The following is a 23,209-nucleotide window of genomic DNA, read 5'->3' as shown; positions in this document are numbered from 1 at the left end:
TTATAACTTAAAAAAAAAAAATAATAAAGTTTTTGAAAATAGATATAGCTCAATAACTTTTGGATATATATAGAGATGAGATACTCTAAAGAACTTTAAAGAACTTTAAAGGGAGGGAAGACATTTGAAGCTATCACTCAAAAATATTAAATTTATGAAGCAAGCAATGATGAGAAAAGTGGTCTATTCACTTTTACCCATTGTATGTGCAGGTATCTATTTTTTCGGCTTGCGCGTACTCATATTACTGATCGTTGTCACCTTATTCGCCTGCTTAACCGAATGGGTTTTTGTTAGAAATAAAGCGCAAAAGATAACTGAAGCAGTCTTTGTCACCGCTATTTTATTCACCATGACCTTGCCACCTCAAACGCCATATTGGATCGCTATTATAGGGATTATCTTCGGCGTACTCTTTGGCAAAATGGTCTTTGGCGGCTTTGGTAAAAATCCATTCAATCCCGCTTTGGTGGGGAGAGCTTTTATCTACGTCAATTTTCCCAAATTTATGACCGTACAATGGACCCAACCAGTAGACGGCTTTTTTGGGGGCTTTACTTCTTATTTAGGCAAGCCCATTGACGCCATCACACAATCAACGCCCATGTTGATTTATAGAGCCACTGGTGAAACAGCACCCCTAAAGGATCTATTACTTGGGAATATAGCGGGTTCAATCGGTGAGACCAGTGCGCTTTTAATCCTCTTGATGGGCATCTACCTCATCTACACAAAAGCCGCTGCTAAAGAAACTATTTTCAGTGTCATCATCGGTTTTTTAATAATGGATTCTGCCTTTTATTTCTCAGGTTTTCAACAAGTGCCGAGTCCAATATACGGGCTTATGGCTGGTGGTATCCTCTTCGGGGCGGTCTTCATGGCCACCGATCCCATTTCATCTCCAAAAACATTTCAAGGCCGGATCATCTATGGCTTAATGATTGGCTGCATCACTGTGATCATAAGAGGATTTGCTTTATTTGCTGGCGGTATTATGTTTGCCATTCTGATAGGCAATACTTTTGCACCGATCTTAGATGAGGCTGTCATCGCAATCAAAAATCGTAAAAAGCTTCCTGCAAAGGAGGGGCAATAATGGTTAAGAAAAAAAGAATTCTATATCCCGTTTTCTTTATGGTGGTTTTAACGGCTGTCTTTACATTTGTGCTCGCTTTTATAAATGCAAGTTCCATTGATCTTATTAAAGCACAAGAAGCCCTTCAAATCCAAAAATCGATCTTATATGTATTCAATATCCCCTTTGAATCACAAGATTTGTCCATTCAAAAAACTTTTGATGAGCATGTTACCACTCAAACGCTCAATGAAAGAACCTATTATGTTTACAAGCTCGATCAAGAACTTCAAGGTTATGCTTTTCAATTTTCTGGCCGAGGGCTATGGGGTACGATTACAGGTAACATTGCCATTTCTCCAGAATTTGATACCATTCTTGGGATTAATTTTATTTCGCATTCTGAAACGCCGGGACTTGGGGGGCGTATAGACGAATCATGGTTTAAAGAGCAGTTTCGAAACATGTCCATTAAAACAGAGCCTCCCGTGATCTTCAAACCCGCTGAGGGGGGTTCTGCGGACGCCGTTACAGGTGCTACATTGACCTCCAACTCGGTACGTGACATGGTCAATCAATTTGTAACCGACCTTAAAAGCATTGAAAAGGAGGTGAACCTCAATGAATGAGTTAAAACGCGTCTTTAAAGAAGGTATGATCAAAGACAATCCTGTTTTCAGACAAATACTTGGCATCTGTTCGTCGCTCGCAGTGACGAATTTACTGCTCAATTCACTAGTCATGGGCATTGGTCTCATGTTTGTGACGGGTTTTTCAAGTTTTACAGTCTCTCTTTTGCGTCAGCAAACCCCTAAACATATCCGCATGATGGTTCAAACGCTTATTATATCTGCTTATGTTATCATTTTGGATATTTTTTTAAAAGCTTACTGGCCATCCATGTCTAAAGCGCTCGGCCCCTATGTGGGTTTAATCATCACAAACTGTATTATAATGGGCCGCTGTGAAGCCTTTGCACAGAAGAACAAACCTCTCATTTCATTCTTCGACGGTTTTACCATGGGCCTTGGCTATACCATCGTTCTGCTCTTTATCGCTTTTTTCAGAGAACTCCTTGGATTTGGTTCTCTCTTTGGCGTTCAAATACTAGGTGAAGGCTGGGTGAAGTGGACATTGATGATTATGCCTCCTGGCGCATTTTTTATGCTGGGGATCGTCATCTGGATCACAAGAAATGTCTTTCCCAACAATGATGAAAAAGGAGGTGCTCAGGTATGATCGAAATCAATCCCCTTGTCATATTCTTTGCTTCTATTTTTACGAACAACATGATCCTATCCAATTTTCTTGGCATGTGCTCTTTTATAGCAGTCTCTAATGAAATCAAAACTTCACTGAGCTTAGGGCAAGCAGTCACCTTTGTCCTTGCCTGTACCACAGTGCTCAATTACTTCATCTACCATTACATTTTAGTACCTTTGGGATTTGAATACTTGAGATTCATCGTATTTATCATCGTCATCGCAGCATTCGTTCAGCTTGTAGAAATGATTATTGAACGCTATTTTGAAACCTTATATTACTCCCTTGGCATCTTTTTACCCCTCATTACTGTAAACTGTGCCATCCTAGGGGTTTCCCTTTTTATGACCATCAGAGAATACAACTTATTTCAATCCTTCGCATTTGGCATGGGTTCAGGTTTAGGTTGGACACTGGCGATCGTTTCAATGGCAGGGATACGCAAAAAAATAAAAAATGCGAAACTGCCTAAAGGCCTTGAAGGTCCAGGGATTACCTTAATCATTACGGGTATTATGGCCCTTGCCTTTTTAGGCTTTTCAGGAATAGTCCAAATACAATAGGGAGGAATACTATGACAACTTTGGGCACTATTGCAATTACCGTCGCCACGATTAGCGGGATCACAGGTGCATTGGCTTTTTTATTATCGCTTGCCAATAAAACCATTGCGAACTACGGCGAAATGAAACTCACCATTAACGACAGCAAAGACTTTACAGTAGACGGTGGTGAAACATTGCTCTCCTCTTTAGTCGATCAAAAAGTCTTCATTCCATCCGCTTGTGGCGGCAAAGGGAGTTGCGGCTATTGTAAAGTTACGGTTATTGAAGGTGGCGGTCAAATTCTCCCCACAGAACTGGGATATGTGACGCCTGACGAACAAAAAGAAGGGATCAGGCTTTCTTGTCAACTCAAAATTAAAACCGACATGAAAATTCAAATTCCTGAAGAGCTGTTTAGCGTCCAGCAATTTGAATATCGCGTTGAATTTATAAAAGAAGTGACGCCTACGATTAAACATCTCAGATTAATGCTCCCTGAAGGTGAAGAACTTCAATTTAAAGCAGGTCAATACATTCAGATATTAGCGCCAAAATACAAAGGCAACGATGAAGAGGTTTATAGGGCGTATTCGCTCGCCTCTTCACCACTGGACAAAAAGGCCATTGAACTCTACATTGGACTTGTTAAAAATGGCGTTGCAACTACTTTTGTTCACGATTATCTCAAACCCGGTGCCAAACTGACGGTGGTTGGACCTTATGGTGATTTTTTCTACCAAGAGACAGATAGAGAAATGGTCATGGTGGCCATCGGTACTGGGATGGCACCTATAATGTCCATCTTAAAGTTTATGCGAGACAGTCATATCAAGCGTAAAGTCACGTTCTATTTTGGTGCTCGAACAAAAGAAGATTTATTTGAAATAGATACACTTGAACAACTTGAAAAAGAACTGCCTAACTTTAGATTGATCACCTGCCTCTCACGTCCCACAGAACAGTGTCAGTGGACTGGTGAAAAAGGTAGAGTGACCGATCTGCTTGAAAAGTTCTTAGAAAACTGCGCGGATCAAGAAGCTTATCTATGTGGCAGCCCTGTTATGATCGATTCGGTGATGCCGATTTTGATGGCTAAAGGGATGCCCGAAACACAAATTTTATACGACAAATTTGAGTAAAGGATTAGAATGTCAAAAACGATATTGACGCCTTCTTTTGTGGACAAAACTCCGCTCGCAGCTGAGTCTTGCCATAAGCCGTTAATATCGTTTTTATCTTTGGTATTGAAACGCTTAATCGTTTTGCACGGGTTCTTTACGCTTACTCTTTAAGATCAGAATACTGTTGATGAGCACAAATAGAATCCCCAAGGTCCCCATGACAATAAAAGCGAATCTTAAATCAAATAGATCCCCAATCACACCCACTAATGGGAAAAGTATGATCATAAAGAAACTAAAAACCATACTTGCGAAAGATAAAATCGTCGCTCTGTTCTCACTTGGAATCAACTTGTTGATATAATCTGTCATGGCAATGTAGGTCACACTTTCCGTCATCATCATGATGATAAAGAATATATAATGATAAGGTGTCAGTGCAATTCCCCATATACACGCTACAGTAATCCATGGGACGCCTAAAAGAATCCCGCGTTCTTTAATCACGCTTTCAATCCGATGCACTTGAGCCGATATGATTGCAGCAGCCACTGAAGAAGTCGCCAGAATCAGCCCGATAATAGCTTCGCTGTAATGTAATGATATTAGATAATTTTGATTATAGTAAAAAATACAAGTACAAAAGGTACCAATCAATTGACCGAGCATCATCAATGAGGCAATTTTAGGGTTTTGTCTAACCACTTTTACGCTGTCCGCAAGCTGATCTTTAAAACTACAAAAGCCTTTTTGCCAAATACTTAGAGCCTCTCTTTTGGATTCACGCTCATCCACTTTTGTCTTTTCAATTTTAGGTTCTATAAAGCACGTTGACTGTAGAATTGTCAATATGCCTATCACAATTGTGATATAAAAGGCCATTGGATAACTTTTGGTTGCAAGATAACCGCCTATAAAAAATGAAATCACACTTGCCGTCTGATAAAAAACTTCTTTTGTGCCATTGATTCTCATAAATTCAGTTTCTCGATCTAATTCTTTTAGAGAATCGTATATAAGTGCATCCCCCGCACCTGATTCCAAATTATAAGAGAGTGCTGAGAAAATAAAGGCTATTGCAAATCCCCAAAACTGATTGGATAGGAGTAGCATTACCACGCTTACTAATGCTAAAATTCTACCGCCTACTCGACTGGTCTTCCGACCAAAGAGATCCGCCACAGCACCTGTTGGCACCTCCATAGTAAAGGAAGTCAAGTGAAAAATAGTCTCTAGTAATCCAAGTTGCGTTAATGACATCCCTTTGCTTGCCAAATAAATCATCCAGATCCCTCTTGTCAAATCTAAATTGTACATCAGTGTAAATAAATAATTCTTTCCGATATTGCTTTTCAATCTCTGTTTTCTGTTCATTGTTTACCTCCAAAGTAAATAGACTCATTGTGTCAGCAAGGTCCTTGGAAGTTCATTTTTTTGTCAGTTCATTCTCGTCTAAACACTCAGAGCTGGCTTAATATGCCTGCTTTGATTCAAACGAAAGCTCATGATAACACAAAAAACTCCAAGTGGTATTCACTTAGAGTTCTCAATCTTAGATTATATAAAATTAAGTCTTCTTCAGACACTTGCGGGTTAACATAATATTAAATTTTAGTGAGACTCCTAGCGTCTAATCTAAAATTTGCTATAATATTATGTGCTACTGCAAAGTATGAAAGTCTGAAGTTCATTGTAATGCTCGCTTTCTAAAATAATTAAATTGCCTCTCCTCATTATAAAATGATCTTTTGAATGCGTCAAGCAAAAATAACAGACGAAAAGTAAAAAACGGAAAAAGCTGCCCAAATTGTGAGGAGAGGGCAGCTTTTTTTGTGGGGTCGGTAATTTTGATTAATCCCTATATAAAGGGAATTGATCACATAAGGTTTTGACACGTGCTCTTGCAGGCGCTAGATCAGCGTCTCTGTTGTCTATTGTCCAGCTGATGATATCTGCAATTTCAAGCATTTCTGCTCTTCCAAAGCCACGTGTGGTTGAAGCTGGTGTTCCAATTCGAATACCGCTTGTCACAAATGGACTCGCTGTTTCATTTGGCACTGTATTTTTATTAGTCGTAATCCCGATTTCATCGAGTAATTTTTCAGCAACTTTACCTGTGATCTCTTTGTTTCTAAGATCAACAAGCATTAAGTGATTATCTGTACCACCCGATACGATATTAAAGCCTTTTGCTTTTAAAGCATCTGCTAATGTACTTGCGTTTTCAACCACCTGTCTTTGATAAGCTTTAAACTCATCAGACATGGCTTCTTTAAAGCAAACCGCTTTAGCGGCGATAATATGCATTAAAGGTCCACCTTGAATCCCAGGGAAAATCGTCTTATCTACTGCTTTTGCAAACTCTTCTTTACAGAGAATGGCACCGCCTCTTGGTCCTCTTAATGTCTTATGCGTTGTCGTTGTCACAAAATCTGCATAAGGTACTGGATTTGGATGAAGATCAGCAGCCACAAGACCTGCGATATGCGCCATATCCACCATCATTAAAGCACCCACTTCATCGCAAATTGCTTTGATTTTAGCGAAGTCAATAATTCTTGAATAAGCACTCGCACCCGAAACAATCATTTTAGGTTTTTCTGCAATTGCCATTGCTCTAAGATTTTCATAATCAATGAAACCCTCAGCGTTTACGCCGTAAGAAACAAAGTTATAAAGTTTGCCTGAAAAATTAACGGGGCTACCATGTGTTAAGTGCCCGCCATCCGATAAATTCATACCAAGGATTTTGTCGCCTGGCTCAAGAACTGCCATATAGACGCCCATGTTCGCTTGGGAACCAGAATGGGGTTGAACATTGGCATGTTCAGCACCAAATAAGGCTTTCAATCTATCACGTGCTAAATCTTCAGATAGATCTACGAATTCACAACCACCATAATATCTTTTACCTGGATAGCCTTCTGCATATTTGTTTGTTAAGTGTGAACCCATAGCTGCCATTACCGTTTTGCTTGTAAAATTTTCAGAGGCAATTAACTCAATATTATTTGATTGTCTTTCAAGTTCAAGTGCCATTGATTCATAGAGCTCTGGATCATTTTTTTTAATGATTTCTAAATTCATGGATCGGTCCCCTCTCACGTTACTTTTTAGTTTTGATTGGCGCCATGTGAATCGCTTCACCTTTGAGTCCCATAGTAGCTTCTGCAAAAGCTTCTGCAAGTGTTGGATGTGCATGAATTGTCCCTGCAATAGCATCCACATGCATTTTTTGGCTCACTGCAAGTGTCCCCTCATGAATTAAATCTGACGCATGAGGTCCCATGATATGGACGCCAAGTATGATATCGTCCATATCAGAAATCACTTTTACAAAACCTTCGGGCTCTCCAATAGAAAGTGCCTTGCCATTGGCTCCAAACATAAATTTACTTTTTTTGATTTCAATGCCTTCTGCTTTTGCTTGATCTTCAGTAAGTCCAACACAAGAAATCTCTGGAAAAACGAAGATACAACTTGGCACCACTTCATGATTGCCATGATGTAATACACCCATAATGTGGTCCACTGCAGCAATACCTTGATGAGATGCAGCATGTGCTAGCATAAGCTTACCATTGACATCGCCTATTGCATACACATTTTGAACATTAGTTCTAAAATGCGCATCTACAATAATACCACTACGATTATATTCTACACCAGCATTTGATAAATTTAAACCTTCAATAACTGGAGATCTTCCTGTTGAGACTAAAACGCTGGTAGCATCAAATGTCACTTCGCCTTTTTTAGTCTCTCCTATTACGGCTAAGCCGCTATCTGTCTTGACAATTTTAGTGACTTTTGTCGATTTATGAACATCGATGCCTTTTTTCTTAACACTTACGGCAAACCGTTTTGATATTTCTGTATCCACCAGGCCAAGTATTTGATCTGCATATTCTACCACCGTAACGGTACTGCCCATGGCAGCAAAGATACCTGCAAATTCCATCCCGATCACACCGCCACCGATTACCACCAGTTTCTCTGGAACATCCTTAAATTCTAAAATTTCCTTACTGGTCATAACACCGTCAAGGTCTATGCCCTCTATTGGTGGCATCTGAGGTTTTGACCCCGATGCAATAATGATATTTTCACATGAAATCGTACGGACCTCATGCGTTTCAGTGGTAATTTTCAGATCTGTTGCGCTTAAAAATTCAGCACTGCCATAAATGAGTTCAATGCCGTTTATTTGGATCAACTGCTCAATCCCGCCGACCAGTTGATCGACGACCTCTTTTTTTCTCGATTGAATTTTAGGGATATCAAAAGTAACGGGTCCCGTCTTTATACCGAAATCTTCTATATGCATCAATGTGTTTAGAAGCTCTGCATTTCTATAAAGCGTCTTTGTAGGGATACAGCCATAGTTCAAGCAAGTGCCTCCAATTTTATGACGCTCAATCAAAGTGACCTTAGCCCCTAATTGTGCACCACGAATGGCTGCCACATAACCTCCTGGCCCACCACCTATAACGACGATTTCCTTTTGCATATGGCCTCCTAGACTTGTTTTTCCCACTTGAGCACTGGGGATCTCGCTGCAAGCACTTCGTCAACTCTTCTAATTTGAGTTGTTGTCGGTGCTTGTTTCAATAATTCTGGTGTTTCATCCGCTTCTTTACTGATTTGAATCATAATATCGATGAATGCATCAAGTGTTTCAAGGCTCTCCGTTTCAGTAGGCTCAATCATGATGGCATCATGTACAATCAACGGGAAATAGATGGTCGGTGGATGATAACCATGGTCTAAAAGCCGTTTTGCCACATCTAGTGTACTACACTGATTGAGCTCACCTTTGAGACCCGCAAGCACAAATTCATGTTTGCAAATGGTATCCACTGGTAAATTGTAGTAATCCTTTAATTTAGCTTGCATGTAATTCGCATTGAGTACCGCCATCTCACTTGCACGTTTTAAGCCTTCGCTGCCCATGGATAAGATGTAGGTATAAGCTCTCACAAGGATTCCAAAGTTGCCATTAAAGCCTTTCATTCTACCAATCGTGTCCGGTCTATTATAATCTAGAACAAACTGATCTTCGACCTTAGAGACAATTGGTGCCGGTAAAAAGGGTTTCAAAAAGGCTTTGACGCCTACTGGACCCGAACCAGGACCGCCACCACCATGAGGCGTCGAAAAGGTCTTATGAAGATTATAATGCACCACATCAAAACCCATATCTCCAGGTCTAGCTTGACCTAAAATCGCATTTAAATTGGCACCATCATAATAGAGCAAACCGCCTGCTTCATGTACCAGCGCCGCAATTTCAACGATATTTTGTTCAAATAAACCCAATGTACTCGGATTCGTTAACATCAAACCTGCAATGTCATCGCCCAATACTGCTTTTAAATTTTCAAGATCAACAGCGCCTTCTTTTGTGGATTTGATCTCCACAACTTCAAAGCCTGCCACATTAGCACTCGCAGGGTTTGTTCCATGCGCAGAGTCTGGAACGATGATTTTATTTCTCTTGGTTGCGCCTTGTTTTTCGTGATAAGCTTTAATGATCATCAGACCAGCAAGTTCACCATGTGCACCCGCTGCTGGTTGAAGCGTAAAGGCATCCATGCCACCAATTTCTGACAACATGCTCTCTAAATCGTACATGAGCTCAAGTGCACCTTGCGTTTGCTTTGCATTTTGGTAAGGATGGAGGTTTACGAAACCGTCTAAAGCCGCCATATCTTCATTGATTTTTGGATTGTATTTCATCGTACACGAACCCAGTGGATAAAATCCTGTGTCCACGCCGAAGTTTTTATTGCTCAATAAGGTGTAATGTCTAACGAGTTGAGGCTCACTCACCTCTGGTAACTCAAGCACTGTCTTACGTTGTAATTCTGCTGGAATGACATCATTGATCTCTACATCATCAACTTTGCATCCAGGAATTTTATACCCTCTTCTGCCTTCTTTTGAAATTTCAAAAATAAGTTGATCGTATTTTACCATGTGATTGCCTCCATTGCCTCTACAAGTGCATCAATTTCTTCTTTAGTTCTCTTTTCAGTTACACAGAACAGTACTCTGTTTTGATTTGTGGGATATGCTTTGCCTAAATCAAATCCGCCAAGGAAGCCTTTTTCAGCTAATTTCTCATTAAGTAACTCGATTTTCATATCCGTTTCAAGAACAAATTCTTTAAAGAATGGCGCATCGTATACAGCTCTAAACTTACCGGTCTCAATCAGCTTTCTCTGTGCATAATGCGCCTTTTTAACGCATTGCGTCGCCACTTCTTTTAAACCCTCTTTACCAAGAGCACTGAGGTAAATCGTTGCACAAAGTGCATTTAAAGCTTGATTTGAACAAATATTTGAAGTTGCTTTTTCGCGTCTGATATGTTGCTCTCTCGCTTGAAGTGTGAGCGTAAAAGCTCTCTTACCATCTAAGTCTAATGTCTGACCCACAATACGGCCAGGCAATTTTCTCATTTGTTTTGTAGAAGCTGCCATAAACCCAAGGTATGGGCCGCCATAATTTAAGCCATTGCCGAGAACTTGACCTTCACCTACTGCTAAATCCGCACCATATTCGCCCGGTGTTTTGAGAATCCCCATGGCAATTGGATCGACGTTCATGATGAAGAGCGCTTTATTTTCATGCGTCACTTCTACAGCTTCTGTATAGTCTTCAATGTTACCAAAGAAGTTCGGAGATTGAACGATTACACCAACAGTCTCTTTTGAGATGACGTTTTTGAGTTGTTCAATGTCAGTTACACCGTTTACTGATGGAATTTCAATGACATTTACATGGTTAAATCTCATATAGGTCTTAACCACTTCTCTGACTTCTGGGTGAACCGTTTCAGAAATGAGAAGGGTATCCCCTTTTTGATTGGCCATGGCAAGCATAGCCGCTTCTGCCGTGGCAGATGCACCATCATACATCGACGCATTGGATACTTCCATGCCAGTGACATTTGCAATCATCGTTTGATATTCAAAGATCGCCTGTAACGTGCCTTGGCTGATCTCGGGTTGATAAGGGGTATAGGCTGTGTTAAATTCAGATCTGGATACCAAATGATGAATCACAGATGGGATCGCATGATCATAAGCCCCTGCGCCTAAAAAGCATATGAGCGCGTTTGTAGATGTGTTTTTATCTGCAAGACCTCTAATATGTTTAGACACTTCTGCTTCAGAAAGTGGCGCACATAAATTCAATCTTCTTTTGAGTTTAACTTGCTCTGGGATGTCATCAAATAATCTGTCTACTGAATCAATACCAAGAACTTCAAGCATTTTCGCTTCATCTTGCTTAGTATTTGGAATGTATGGAAACATCATTATGCCTCCTCGTTGCAATATGCTTCATACTCTTCTGCATTCATGAGTTCCTCTAATTCACTTGCATCAGAAAGCGTTACTTTAATGATCCAATTTTCATAAGGTTCAGAGTTGACAAGTGAAGGATCATTTTCAAGTTCATCATTTACTTCTGTAATTGTACCTGATACAGGCATGAGCATATCTGACGCTGCTTTTACAGATTCAATTGTGCCAAAACTATCTTCAGCTTCGAATGCTTCATCAATTTCTGGTAATTCAACATAAACGATTGATCCTAACGAATTTTGTGCAAAATCTGTCACACCAACAGATGCAACATTACCTTTAACTTTTACCCACTCATGATCTTTTGTATAATACAAACCGCTTAAAACTTTCATCTTCATTACCTCCTGAATATTCATCCTAATTTCAGCCTATTGCTGTGAACCCTTTGGTTCTTTGAATAAATTATACCTTACTTTCACTATTTTTTATAATTCTTTTGATAAAATCTTTTACTGCAAATTGTAGCAGGAAAAACTTTTTTTCTAACTTGTATGCCAAGCGCCCCACCCATTTCCGCATAGGCCGATTCAACAAGTGCAAGTCCTATATTTTTTTTGAGTGTTGGTGAGAAATACCCTGTGGTTACTACGCCCACCACTTTATCGTCAACAACGACGTCATAACCATGTCTTGGGATTCCCTTTTCCATTTCAAAACCGACTGTTTTTCTTGGAAGTCCAGCTTCTTTTTGAGTCACAAGTGCATCTTTCCCAATAAAGTTATCTTTACCCAATTTTACAAAGAAACCCAGTCCTGCTTCAAGAGGTGTAATCTCCTTAGAAATTTCATTACCGTAAAGCGGTAATGCTGCTTCGAATCTCAAGGTATCTCTACAGCCTAATCCCGCTGGTTTTAACCCTTTGCCCTTACCTGCTTCCATAATGGTTTCCCATACTTTGACGATATTTTCATTCTCGGTGTACACTTCAAAGCCATCTTCGCCCGTATAACCGGTTCTGGACACCAAGCATTTTGCACCTGCGATGGTCACATTTGGATTACAGTAGAAAAATTTAATTTCCGCTAAATCGACATCCACTACCTTTTGAAGGATTTCTTGTGCAACAGGGCCTTGCAATGCCACTTCTGAAATGCGATCCGAAACATTTTCAAGGGTTAAATGATAGCCCTTTGACTGTTCAACCATCCAAGCATAATCCTTATCGACATTACTTGCATTGATCACGAGGTAGAAGGATTCTGAATTCAATTTATACACCAAGAGATCATCCACGACACCCCCCTCTTCATAGCACATCATGCCGTAAAGAATTTGATGATCTTCAAGCGTTGCCACATCATTTGTCACCAGATTTTGAACAAAAGCAAAAGCATCTTTGCCCTTTACTTCAACTTCACCCATGTGTGAAACATCGAACATACCCGCTGCATTTCTCACAGCTTCATGCTCTTCAATAATGCCTTCGTATTGAACCGGTAATGCCCAACCCGCAAAGTCAATGACCTTCCCTCCAAGTTTTTCGTGAACATCAAAAAGTGCTGTTTTTTTAACTGAATCCATCCTGCTTCCTCCTTCGTGTATCGCCCAGTGATTTGCTTTAACTTAAGTGCCTCACCAGGCGCTCTCTTTTATAGTTATACCTTTTATGCACATTTTTATGCACACTTTGAATTTGTTTTTTTTAAAGACAAAAAGAGGTATATAATGGACGTAGCAATGCTAGTCGCCATTATATACCTCTGTATTTTTACCTGAGAGTTTCTCGCCAAAGGAGATTAAGTAACCTCACTTTAACACTTCCTCCTTCGGTGCCTTTCGGTCTCTCCAGAGATCCATCCAATAACACTTCTGTTGCCTGAGAGTTTCAAATTAAAAACGGCTATTTTTAATCATTGCTCCTTCGGCTACCCTCTTAAGGTATCTCGCATTATCTTCAACTGGGATCCATATAAACAGATGATGTGGTCTCAAAAAACGTCCCACGCTCAAAATAATTTTATTGCATATGAACGTCAATTTCAACCTTTTTTTTAAATCTTCTAAATTATTTTATTTTCTTAACAATTTGAGTATCCAGTTTACGATCGTCCACGCCCTCTAACCACGATTCAATAGCAGGTAATATGCGTTTTAAAGAGCCCAATTCAAACGGATTTTCCAAATGAGCCACCTTTAACAATTCTAAAAATGGTAAGCTTCCCCCTTTATTACATAGTCTGATATAATCCGCCCATGCGCTTTCACGATTCGCCTCTGCCTTGACAAAGAATTGAAATGCACAAACTTGTGCAAGGGTGTAATCAATATAATAAAACGGATCATTAAAAATATGCCCTTGTCTAAACCAGTAGCCACCTCTTTTAAGGAAATCGTTGTCTTCATAGATTCTATGGGGTAAATATTTGGATTCCAGTTCTGCCCATTTGGATTTGCGCTCTGTAGGCGTTACGTCTGGATTTTCATAGACATAGTGCTGAAATTCATCCACGAGGACACCGTATGGAATAAAGAGTAATGCTTCACTTAAATGATTAAAGTGATATTTCTCAGTATCTTCATTAAAGAAGTTTTTCATCCATGGCCATGTTAAAAATTCCATGCTCATAGAGTGAATCTCACAAGCTTCATACGTCGGCCAAATGTATTCTGGAATCTCATAATTTCGGCTCTGATAGACTTGGAAGGCATGACCCGCTTCATGGGTTAAAACATCGATATCGCCAGAAGTTCCATTGAAATTGGAAAAGATAAACGGTGATTTGTAATCGTTTATGAATGTGCAATAGCCACCGCCCGCTTTGCCTTTTTTAGCTTCTAAATCTAAAAGTGCATTCTCTAGCATAAAGTTAAAGAATTCACCTGTTTCTTTGGATAATGCCTCATACATTTGTTTGCCCTTTTGGAGTATCCACTCAGGCGTTCCTTTAGGCGTTGCATTACCAGATATAAATGCGATTGGCTCATCATAATATGTTAAAGTTTCTAAACCCAATCTTTTTTTCTGTCTTTCTCTTAATTTAGTCGCAATAGGTACCAGATCATTTAGGACTTGATCTCTATACGTCTTCACCATTCTGTGATCATAATCGGTTCTAGTAAGTCTTAAATAACCCAGTTCTACAAAGTTATCGAAGCCTAATTTTTTAGCAATCCCATGACGCACTTTAACGAGTTCGTCGTAAAGGTCGTCAAATGCCTTTTCATGCGCTTCAAAGAATTCTGTCGCAGCTTCTTGGGCACTTTTTCTAACCGCTCGATCTGTGGATTCGTAAAAAGGCACCATCTGAGCCAAATTGCGCTCTTCACCTGCGAACATAATTTTAGCAGAGGTTCTGAGTTTGGTATACTGAGAGGATAGGCTATTTTCACGTTTCAAATCCTCTAAAATTTCGGGCTTGAAAGTCTTCATTTTGACACTCACAATATTAAATAAATGCGCTCCAAATTCTGCCATTAATGCGGTCTTAAATTGAGATTGATCCAGTGCATTATAAAGTCTATCGATCATTTCTTCGTATGACGGCATTGCATCATCTATAAAATCATTTTCGGCATCATAAAAAGCATCCTCTGTGTTTATGGTGTGTCTAATATTCACAAGAGTCGCTGCTGTTTCAATATGATTTCTGAGCCCCGATATTTCATGTAGTATTTCAATTTGTTCTTGTCCTGAATGTGCTCTTTTGAACCTTTCAATCAGTGCATCCATATTGGTTTTAAAAACGTCCATTTGAGGGCGTTCATATTTAAATTCTGTAAACTTCATAGCTGCCTCCTACTGTGTGCTTATTGATTGGCGCATGTTCTTTTTATAAGTGTATCACAAAAAAACAATCCCGTATAATTATTTTTATACGGGGTAAACAAAATTTAAATAGTATTCTGTGTCATTTTTAAAACGGTGGGTAAATAAACTATACATCTTATTGAAGTCGCAATAAATTAAACTTAGGAGGGTCTTATGTCCATTCAAGTATCACAAAATGAAATCTTTCACGCTTTTAGCGAATCCCTTGATTTAATTGATCGTCGCATTTACAATCATCACAATGACGTTGCCTATATAGCATTGAAGCTTGCATCTGCCCTAGATTTAAGTCAGAAAGATATAAAAGAAATCACCATTGCTTCATTGATTCACGATATTGGGGTCTTCACTGCTGATGATCGTGTGAAATTAACGGATTATGCCTTTGAAGATATCACAAATCATGGCGAAATTGGCTATCAACTGTTGATGTCGCTTACAGGTTTTGACAAAATCGCACTATTGGTGCGCTATCATCACGATGATTATCCAAACCTCATTGAAAAACCAGAATACAACCTCTACTCCAATTTGATTTTTTTAGCAGATCGCATTGCCGTTTTAATAGACAAATCCGAATTTATACTCAACCAGGTCGATCAGATTAAATACAGAATCACTTCTGATCAAGATGTAAAATACATGGGAGAATATGTAAACGCCTTTTTGTCTCTTTCAAGGCAAGAGGAATTTTGGCTCAATTTAACAACGGACAGACATAAAGAAATCATCATGACCGTTTTAAAACCAGATGCCTTTATTAGAGATATCAATGCACTCTTTGACATTTCAAAACTCTTTATCTTGGCTATTGATTTCAGATCATCTTACACGGCATCTCATAGTATAGGCGTTTCAAAAGTCGCGCGCGCTATTGGGCAGCTCCTCGGATACGATCACGATAATTTAGATATTCTAGAGATTTCAGGCTACTTTCACGACATTGGCAAGCTCGCACTTTCCAAAGAATTGCTCGACAAAAAAAGTATCCTAAGTAAAAATGAAATGCTTCAAATTAAATCACATTCATTTTATACGATGGAAATTCTGTCCAAAATTAAAGGCTTTGAAGAAATAAAATCCATTGCATCAAGTCACCATGAAAAACTCAACGGTAAGGGTTACCCTTTTAAGCGCTCTAATCTCACCGAAAAAGAAATGATCCTCTGCATCGCAGATATTTTTTCTGCATTGACAGAGGAACGTCCTTATCGCAGTCATACTAATATTGCTTTTGCAAAAGAAATTTTACTCTCAGAAGGCAACGATGGCAAATTGGATCTCAATCTCATTCAAATCGTCATCGATCATATGGAACAGCTCTCGCAGATTAATCATCACTATCAAGCGCTTGCTGCAAAACAATATTCTGATCTTCAAGAGGCCATTTCAAAAGGTGCCTGACCAGATTGCAAAGAGAGATTTAAATCACAGGGTAAATAAAGATTTAATTTCATCTATCGTCAATTTGTTTAAGAAAGTTTCCCCTGGTTGAATGATTTGATCAAACAGGGCTTTTTTTCGCCCTTGAAGTGCTAGAATTTTCTCTTCAATTGAGTTTTGAGTGATGAGCTTGATTACATGTACGCGTTTTTCTTGCCCAATGCGATGTGCTCGATCTGTGGCTTGATCTTCCACTGCAGGATTCCACCAAGGATCAAAGTGAATCACCGTATCTGCACCTGTTAAATTGAGACCACTACCACCGGCTTTAAGGGATATGAGAAAAACAGATTTCTCTCCTTGATTGAAGCGTTCAACAGTTTGCATCCTCTCTTTAGCAGGCATACCACCATCCAAGTAAAAACAATTGGTGCCGATTGTCTTCTGAATCAATTTGAGTACAGATGTAAATTGTGAAAAAACAAGGGTTCTGTGTCCACTCTCTTCAAGTTCGCTGAGCAGTTCCACTAAGGCTTCAAGTTTGCCACTACCCCCTTCATAATTGGTAAGATAAGCACTTGGGTGTGCACAAATCTGTCTAAGTCTCATGAGACCCACCAACAACCGCATGCGTTTGTCCGCATCGAGGGGTTTTTCAGCTTGATCCTCTAAAAATTCCCCTTTAATTTCAGCCACCATGGCTGTATAAAGCTTTTTCTGATCATCCGTCATGCCCACGATCAAGTTCGTTTCTAACTTATCTGGCAATTCTTTAAGCACATCTTTTTTGATTCTTCTCATCATAAAAGGTTCAATCAGATGTCTCAGTTTATGCATTTGAATCTGATCTTCCTCGGACTCTGATTTCTTTTCAAATTCTTCTCTAAAGTGATATCTCGTGCCCAAATAGCTCGGCATAACAAAGTCAAAAATAGACCAAAGCTCTCCTAAGTGATTTTCAAGTGGTGTGCCTGTCAGTGCAAATTTATGTTTTGCTGGAATTTGCTTCACGACTTTAGAAGTTAAAGAGCCTTCGTTTTTAATGTGTTGTGCCTCATCGAGTACGATCATGTCAAAATTGCATTGCCCGTATAATTCTTGGTCTTTTCTGAGCACCCCATAGGAAGTGATCAGTATATGCGCATCGCTACTTTTGATGATTTTTTCCCTATTTTCTTTTGCACCTTCCACAATTTCGTAGGTCAACGAATCGGTAAACTTGACGATTTCATTTGCCCAGTTATAAATGAGCGAGGTCGGTGCCACAATGAGAATTCTACCAAATCCCAAGGTTTTTCTAATCCTTATAAAAGTCAACATCTGAAGTGTTTTCCCAAGCCCCATATCGTCTGCTAAAATGCCACCAAAACCGTACATGGTCAATTGGTTTAGCCAATAAACACCTTTGCTCTGATAAGGCCTCAAGATGTTGACCAAATGTTCTGGGATTTCAAGTGGCTCTGTTGCTTTTTCATGGTTAAGCCTCAAGACGTCCTCAGGCACATCAATTAAGGCCAATCGACCTTCATCCATAAGTTGAGAAAGATAGTACACGGAAGCCTTTGGCAAATCAATTATCTGAGTGCTTTTGTTCATTTTAGTTTGGAATAAATGAGTCAATTCCTCAATGGTTTCAAATTGACCTGCTTCAAGCGCTAAAAAATCGCCATTTCTGAGCTTATAATATTTCTTTTTTTCTCTATACGCTCTGAGCAACTTAAGGGCATCTTCTTTTTCAAAACCTTCAATTTCAATTTCATATTCAAGCAAATTGCTGGATTCATTTGTCTTGATACTCTGTTTAATTTTATCTCCTGTTATGATCCGGCGCCTTGAAAATCTTTCGGTTCTGTAAAGTGTGGCACTCTGTTCAAGGTCTACAATCTCGGTCTTTAAAAATTCAAAGATTTCGTGATCTCTGAGGACTTTGATGTGATCGCCTAATCTATGATAGGGATAGCGCTCAAAGCGTTCCATAAAAGCCGTTTCTTTTGCATAATCTCTATGGCCAACAATCCAGTCTGATTGATGATTATCTTCTGTTAAGCCATTGATTTTAACCGCCCCATACCTAAATAAAACTTCAATTTGGATAGCGCCACCATTATAATCCAAGTAGACTTCAAACTCAAGCTCGCCTTGAATAAAAAGTTTTTCAAGTTCTGGATGTATTTCAACCACACCGATCTTTTCAAGATTAGGCAATATAAAGTCCACATATTTTTGAAGTTGAGTTCTGTTGAATACAATTTTAGGAACGACAACTTTCTGTGGAAAAAGTGTATTCAAAATGGTTTGTTGCTCTATTGTGGTCTTTATTAAAATCGGTTTTTCTCGATGGACTAGAACATAGTTTATATGATGCCCTAAAAGTTTAAAATCCACATGATTGAGTATATTGCACTCTAAATGCGATGCATTCTGAATAAGTTCAAATTGAAACAGATCCGATTGTGTTCTGATCTTGATCTTTTTATTCGATTTTTTATCGTGATAATCCAATTTACAGTTTTCTAAAATTCTAATAAAATTTTGATGTGTGAGTTGAACCACGCTATGTTTTATGACCGGAATGCCATAGAATTTTTGTTCTTCATGAAATTGTTCTAGCAAATCCATGAGATTCTGACCCTCACTGGACAGTTTCATTTCTTGTGATTGCAAAGTAAACTGGGATCCAAATTTTAAGCTTTCTCCTGAATTATAAGCCTCCATAAAATGCAAAATATCTTTAATCACATAAAGGTATTCTGAACCAATTTTAAACGACATTCTCACAGGATATTCATTAGAGTGATGCGTCGCTGTAAATTCAAGATAGGGTATCAATTGAATTTCTGCTTTTGAGGTGCTGCCTTTTTGTCTAAAACGCTTGATGATCCCATCAAAATCACTGTGTATCACTTTTATTTCTGCTTTATTCTGAGTTTGGTCAAATTTTCTTTCATTGACAACAGCTGTTTCTGTCGGATCCGCTCGCTTTATTTTTATTTTGGATTGATCATAAATTGTACTGTCATTAAACGGCCATGGTAACTCCATCGTATCTACACGTTCAAGCAAATCCCCATCATCCATGAGTTGTAAAAGAGAAGCCACTATATGCCGACAAGGTTTTAACGTCTTATGACAACTGCATTTAGAAGTCAATAGATCTCCGAGTTTAGAAAACTTGAGCTTTACATCATAGGACTGATCTTCCATAACAATACTGACGATGGATTGAGCGCCAACGCCTTCTGTTATATACACCTTTTCTTTTTGATATAAAGTCAAACCCGCAGAAAACACCTGAGGCTTCCCTGTTAAATTCAAAATGATAGATCGACTTAAGTTATACTTCATGATGCCTCCTCGTGTATTACTAAACTTACTCACCCTTAACCTATTAATTATACCCTATTTATGCAAATTAAAAAAGGACTCTGATAAGAGTCCCACGGCTATCGCATGAAAATCTACCATAATCAAGGCTTTTATTCAAAGTCTTAAAAAAATAGCATTGCGCTATTGGATTATGTGGCATGACTTATGTTTTAATGCAGAGCTCAATCCTTTTTACAGTTTTGAGGGCACAACTAATAAACCGTTTGTATCACTACAGCCGACTTACCCTACGAATGGTATAACTCAGCCTTTTTTCTACAGCTCAGATACKACTTTCGTTAGAAAAGACTCATCTATTGATGCTTTATAACGCTTCAACTTTAAACTGGTCTTCTTTTTCGTGATGGTCTCTTGTTTTAAAATATTCATGGCTATCTTCTTCAACATGGATTGATTTGCAGCACCGTTATTCATTCTTACTCGGCTATGATCTTCTCTAAAAACAACATCAAGTATCCAATGACAACTTTCTACACCCCAATGTGATCTCACGGCCTTTGCAAACACTTCACATGGTCCTTCTTCTGGTGTTTTTAAACTGGATATGAAATAGCTCACTTCTACGCTTTCTTTTCCTTTTGTGGTCACTGTGCGCCTTACCATACCTATGCTTGATAAGTTTTTCCATTTGTCTTTTTCTACATACCATTCTATATCGTTTGTCTGATAATACTCTCTTTTTTCAATTCTTCCATGACCTTTTTCTAGAGTTGTTTTTCTACTTACTGGGTAATCTCTAAAATTGGATTCAATTGCATCTTCAAAATAACTTTTTACTTCTTCATTAAAATTACCTTGATTCCCTTTTAATGAGAGTACATAATCTGCTTCTTTTCCTATTATTTTTTCGACTATCTTTTTTTGTGTACCCATAGCGTCTATTGTGATTATGCTATCCTTTATAAATAGCAAATCCAACAGTTCGGGGATTGCTGTAATTTCATTACTCTTTTCTTCTGTTTTCAATTGTCCTAGCAAAAGATCATTTTCTTCTACCCACGCATTTACCAGATGGATTGCCTTTCTATCTTCTGTATGTGATCCCCTTGATGTTTTTCCATCTACAGCGATTATTCTGCCAGCGGATTCATTCGATAGCTTGCTTGTCCAGCTTATAAAGGCTCTATTAAAAGAATCACTATCCAAATTTTCAAATACGCGTTTATACGTATCATGAGAAGGTACGCCATTCTCTAAATCCACATATTTTTTAAACCATTCTTTTTTTGCCTCTACAAAGGATTCTACTTCTATCCAGGTATTCGCATTTGCAATCGTTGCAATCACTGTTGTAAAGATTATTTCTATCAGCTTATGTTTTACTTTCCACTCTTGTCTAAAATCGCTTACATTTTCAAATGCACTTTTAAACATTGTTTTGTCCATATGAATTCTCCTCCAGAGTTTTTTTCCTCTAGTATTGAATTCGACATTACTTCTTTAATTCCTTTTTGTAATTATTACCATTTATTCCTTCTGCATTTTCGCATTCACTTTTCCTAAAATACTCTACATTTTTTTCATGCGATAGCCGTGTAGGCAACCTTAGACCAAGAGTCCTCGGCTGTGCCTGCGGATTGGTCCTCGGATGCCTAGATTACGCTATATGGGGTGGTGAGAAAWGATTTTGAAGGCTGTGTTTAACAGAAGGCTTACATTTTCATGTTTCTTCTATTCTCCTATATCTGCAAAAAAGCAAAGAGATCTGATTATTAGATAATCAGATCTCTTTGTAACCAGCAACGTTTCGCTCCATCTAGGCAACCTTAGACCAAGAGTCCTCGGCTATGCCTGCGGATTGGTCCTCGGATGCCTAGATTACGCTATATAGGGGTGGTGAGAAATGATTTTGAAGGCTGTGTTTAACAGAAGGCTTACATTTTCATGTTTCTTCTACTCTCATACTATCTGCAAAAAAGCAAAAAGACCTGATTATTAGATAATCAGATCTCTTTGTAACCAGCAACGTTTCGCTCCATCTAGGCAACCTTAGACCAAGAGTCCTCGGCTATGCCTGCGGATTGGTCCTCGGATGCCTAGATTACGCTATATRGGGTGGTGAGAAAWGATTTTGAAGGCTGTGTTTAACAGAAGGCTTACATTTTCATGTTTCTTCTACTCTCATACTATCTGCAAAAAAGCAAAGAGACCTGATTATTAGATAATCAGATCTCTTTGTAACCAGCAACGTTTCGCTCCATCTAGGCAACCTTAGACCAAGAGTCCTCGGCTATGCCTGCGGATTGGTCCTCGGATGCCTAGATTACGCTATATAGGGTGGTGAGAAATGATTTTGAAGGCTGTGTTTAACAGAARGCTTACATTTTCATGTTTCTTCTACTCTCATACTATCTGCAAAAAAGCAAAAAGACCTGATTATTAGATAATCAGATCTCTTTGTAACCAGCAACGTTTCGCTCCATCTAGGCAACCTTAGACCAAGAGTCCTCGGCTATGCCTGCGGATTGGTCCTCGGATGCCTAGATTACGCTATATGGGGTGGTGAGAAATGATTTTGAAGGCTGTGTTTAACAGAAAGCTTACATTTTCATGTTTCTTCTACTCTCATACTATCTGCAAAAAAGCAAAAAGACCTGATTATTAGATAATCAGATCTCTTTGTAACCAGCAACGTTCTACTCTCCCAGGCAGCTGCCCGCCAAGTACCATCGACGCTGGAGGACTTTACTTCTGTGTTCGGTATGGGAACAGGTGTAGCCCCTCCGCCTTCATCACTGGATTTATGTTTTCATTTACATAAGCAAGAATAATRTTATCACATATCTTTGYTTATGTCAACAGATATTTAATTGAGTTTAAGCACTCCGACATGCCTCCTGCATTTACTGCGTAAAGGCTATGTCGGCTTGAGATTCTTGCAAGCAAGAACTCAATGTTTGCACACTCAAAATTGCATATATCAGATTAACCGATTTGTTCTTTTGTGGTCTTAAACCTTGCTCGTTTTCACAAGTGAAAACTTGTCATTGGTCAAGTCCTCGATCTATTAGTACCTGTCAGCTGAATACATTACTGTACTTACACCTCAGGCCTATTACCATATTATCTACATGGGATCTTACTCCATAAAGGATGGGAAATCTCATCTTGAGGGGGGCTTCGCGCTTAGATGCCTTCAGCGCTTATCCCTTCCAAACTTAGCTACTCAGCAGTGCTCTTGGCAGAWCAACTGATACACCAGAGGTTTGTCCATCCCGGTCCTCTCGTACTAAGGACAGCTCCTCTCAAATTTCCTACGCCCACAGCAGATAGGGACCGAACTGTCTCACGA

Annotated in this window: 16 protein-coding genes, 2 rRNA genes and 1 riboswitch; of the genes, 6 read left to right on the top strand and 12 right to left on the bottom strand. The window is 39.0% G+C overall.

Going from position 1 to position 23,209, the window contains the following annotated elements; translation table 11 throughout:
• The first annotated feature begins 124 nt into the window (after window positions 1-124).
• Genes F3D3_RS19600 through F3D3_RS19580 form a run of 5 tightly spaced genes read left to right on the top strand, consistent with a single transcriptional unit; the run spans window position 125 to window position 4,022 of the window.
• On the top strand, window positions 125-1,096 hold the full coding sequence (locus tag F3D3_RS19600) for an RnfABCDGE type electron transport complex subunit D (protein ID WP_242877175.1): 972 nt from the start codon (window positions 125-127) through the stop codon (window positions 1,094-1,096).
• Window positions 1,096-1,704 (top strand): FMN-binding protein, encoded by a 609-nt coding sequence (locus F3D3_RS19595; RefSeq protein WP_069876132.1) that lies wholly within the window; start codon window positions 1,096-1,098, stop codon window positions 1,702-1,704. Before F3D3_RS19600 ends, F3D3_RS19595 begins: the two co-directional genes overlap by 1 nt.
• On the top strand, window positions 1,697-2,314 hold the full coding sequence (locus F3D3_RS19590) for an NADH:ubiquinone reductase (Na(+)-transporting) subunit D (RefSeq protein WP_069876131.1): 618 nt from the start codon (window positions 1,697-1,699) through the stop codon (window positions 2,312-2,314). The genes F3D3_RS19595 and F3D3_RS19590 overlap by 8 nt, the downstream gene beginning before the upstream one ends.
• A complete protein-coding gene (locus F3D3_RS19585) occupies window positions 2,311-2,901 on the top strand; it encodes an NADH:ubiquinone reductase (Na(+)-transporting) subunit E (protein WP_175438433.1) in 591 nt (196 codons plus the stop codon). The genes F3D3_RS19590 and F3D3_RS19585 overlap by 4 nt, the downstream gene beginning before the upstream one ends.
• 11 nt (window positions 2,902-2,912) lie before the next feature.
• On the top strand, window positions 2,913-4,022 hold the full coding sequence (locus F3D3_RS19580; protein ID WP_069876130.1) for an NADH:ubiquinone reductase (Na(+)-transporting) subunit F: 1,110 nt from the start codon (window positions 2,913-2,915) through the stop codon (window positions 4,020-4,022).
• A gap of 114 nt (window positions 4,023-4,136) precedes the next feature.
• Here F3D3_RS19580 and F3D3_RS19575 read toward each other — a convergent pair whose 3' ends face one another.
• The 8 genes from F3D3_RS19575 to F3D3_RS19540 form a co-directional block, all read right to left on the bottom strand.
• Window positions 4,137-5,378, bottom strand: coding sequence for an MFS transporter (locus F3D3_RS19575; protein ID WP_069876129.1), 1,242 nt, complete (start codon window positions 5,376-5,378; stop codon window positions 4,137-4,139).
• Between the two features lie 477 nt (window positions 5,379-5,855).
• Window positions 5,856-7,091: a serine hydroxymethyltransferase gene (gene glyA / locus F3D3_RS19570; RefSeq protein WP_069876128.1), complete on the bottom strand. Its 1,236-nt coding sequence runs from the start codon at window positions 7,089-7,091 to the stop codon at window positions 5,856-5,858.
• A gap of 19 nt (window positions 7,092-7,110) precedes the next feature.
• On the bottom strand, window positions 7,111-8,514 hold the full coding sequence (gene lpdA, locus F3D3_RS19565) for a dihydrolipoyl dehydrogenase (protein WP_069876127.1): 1,404 nt from the start codon (window positions 8,512-8,514) through the stop codon (window positions 7,111-7,113).
• An 8-nt stretch (window positions 8,515-8,522) separates the two neighbouring features.
• Entirely contained in the window at window positions 8,523-9,983 is a 1,461-nt protein-coding gene (gcvPB, locus tag F3D3_RS19560) for an aminomethyl-transferring glycine dehydrogenase subunit GcvPB (protein WP_069876126.1), read from the bottom strand.
• Window positions 9,977-11,323: an aminomethyl-transferring glycine dehydrogenase subunit GcvPA gene (gcvPA, locus tag F3D3_RS19555; RefSeq protein ID WP_069876125.1), complete on the bottom strand. Its 1,347-nt coding sequence runs from the start codon at window positions 11,321-11,323 to the stop codon at window positions 9,977-9,979. The genes gcvPB and gcvPA overlap by 7 nt, the downstream gene beginning before the upstream one ends.
• Before the next feature lie 2 nt (window positions 11,324-11,325).
• Entirely contained in the window at window positions 11,326-11,709 is a 384-nt protein-coding gene (gene gcvH / locus F3D3_RS19550; RefSeq protein ID WP_069876124.1) for a glycine cleavage system protein GcvH, read from the bottom strand.
• 86 nt (window positions 11,710-11,795) lie between these two features.
• The gene (gene gcvT / locus F3D3_RS19545) at window positions 11,796-12,899 is read right to left on the bottom strand and encodes a glycine cleavage system aminomethyltransferase GcvT (protein WP_069876123.1); all 1,104 of its coding nucleotides are present in this window, start codon (window positions 12,897-12,899) and stop codon (window positions 11,796-11,798) included.
• Between the two features lie 169 nt (window positions 12,900-13,068).
• Window positions 13,069-13,177: riboswitch (glycine riboswitch) on the bottom strand.
• Window positions 13,178-13,383: 206 nt separating this feature from the next.
• Complete coding sequence (locus F3D3_RS19540; protein ID WP_069876122.1) at window positions 13,384-15,105, bottom strand: M3 family oligoendopeptidase; 1,722 nt, start codon at window positions 15,103-15,105, stop codon at window positions 13,384-13,386.
• Window positions 15,106-15,300: 195 nt separating this feature from the next.
• Between F3D3_RS19540 and F3D3_RS19535 the strand changes: the two genes are divergently transcribed.
• Window positions 15,301-16,551 (top strand): HD-GYP domain-containing protein, encoded by a 1,251-nt coding sequence (locus tag F3D3_RS19535; protein ID WP_069876121.1) that lies wholly within the window; start codon window positions 15,301-15,303, stop codon window positions 16,549-16,551.
• Window positions 16,552-16,575: 24 nt separating this feature from the next.
• On the opposite strand, the gene F3D3_RS19530 is transcribed toward F3D3_RS19535, so the two are convergent.
• The 4 genes from F3D3_RS19530 to F3D3_RS19515 form a co-directional block, all read right to left on the bottom strand.
• Window positions 16,576-19,875: a DEAD/DEAH box helicase gene (locus tag F3D3_RS19530; RefSeq protein ID WP_069876120.1), complete on the bottom strand. Its 3,300-nt coding sequence runs from the start codon at window positions 19,873-19,875 to the stop codon at window positions 16,576-16,578.
• 297 nt (window positions 19,876-20,172) lie between these two features.
• The gene (locus tag F3D3_RS19525; RefSeq protein WP_069872581.1) at window positions 20,173-21,303 is read right to left on the bottom strand and encodes an ISAs1 family transposase; all 1,131 of its coding nucleotides are present in this window, start codon (window positions 21,301-21,303) and stop codon (window positions 20,173-20,175) included.
• A 1,237-nt stretch (window positions 21,304-22,540) separates the two neighbouring features.
• Window positions 22,541-22,657: ribosomal RNA gene (gene rrf, locus F3D3_RS19520) — 5S ribosomal RNA — on the bottom strand.
• A gap of 247 nt (window positions 22,658-22,904) precedes the next feature.
• Window positions 22,905-23,209 (bottom strand): 23S ribosomal RNA (locus tag F3D3_RS19515); the annotation flags it as partial.

Source organism: Fusibacter sp. 3D3 (assembly GCF_001748365.1).
Lineage (GTDB): Bacteria > Bacillota > Clostridia > Peptostreptococcales > Acidaminobacteraceae > Fusibacter_A.
This window is presented reverse-complemented; position numbering and strand designations above follow the sequence as displayed.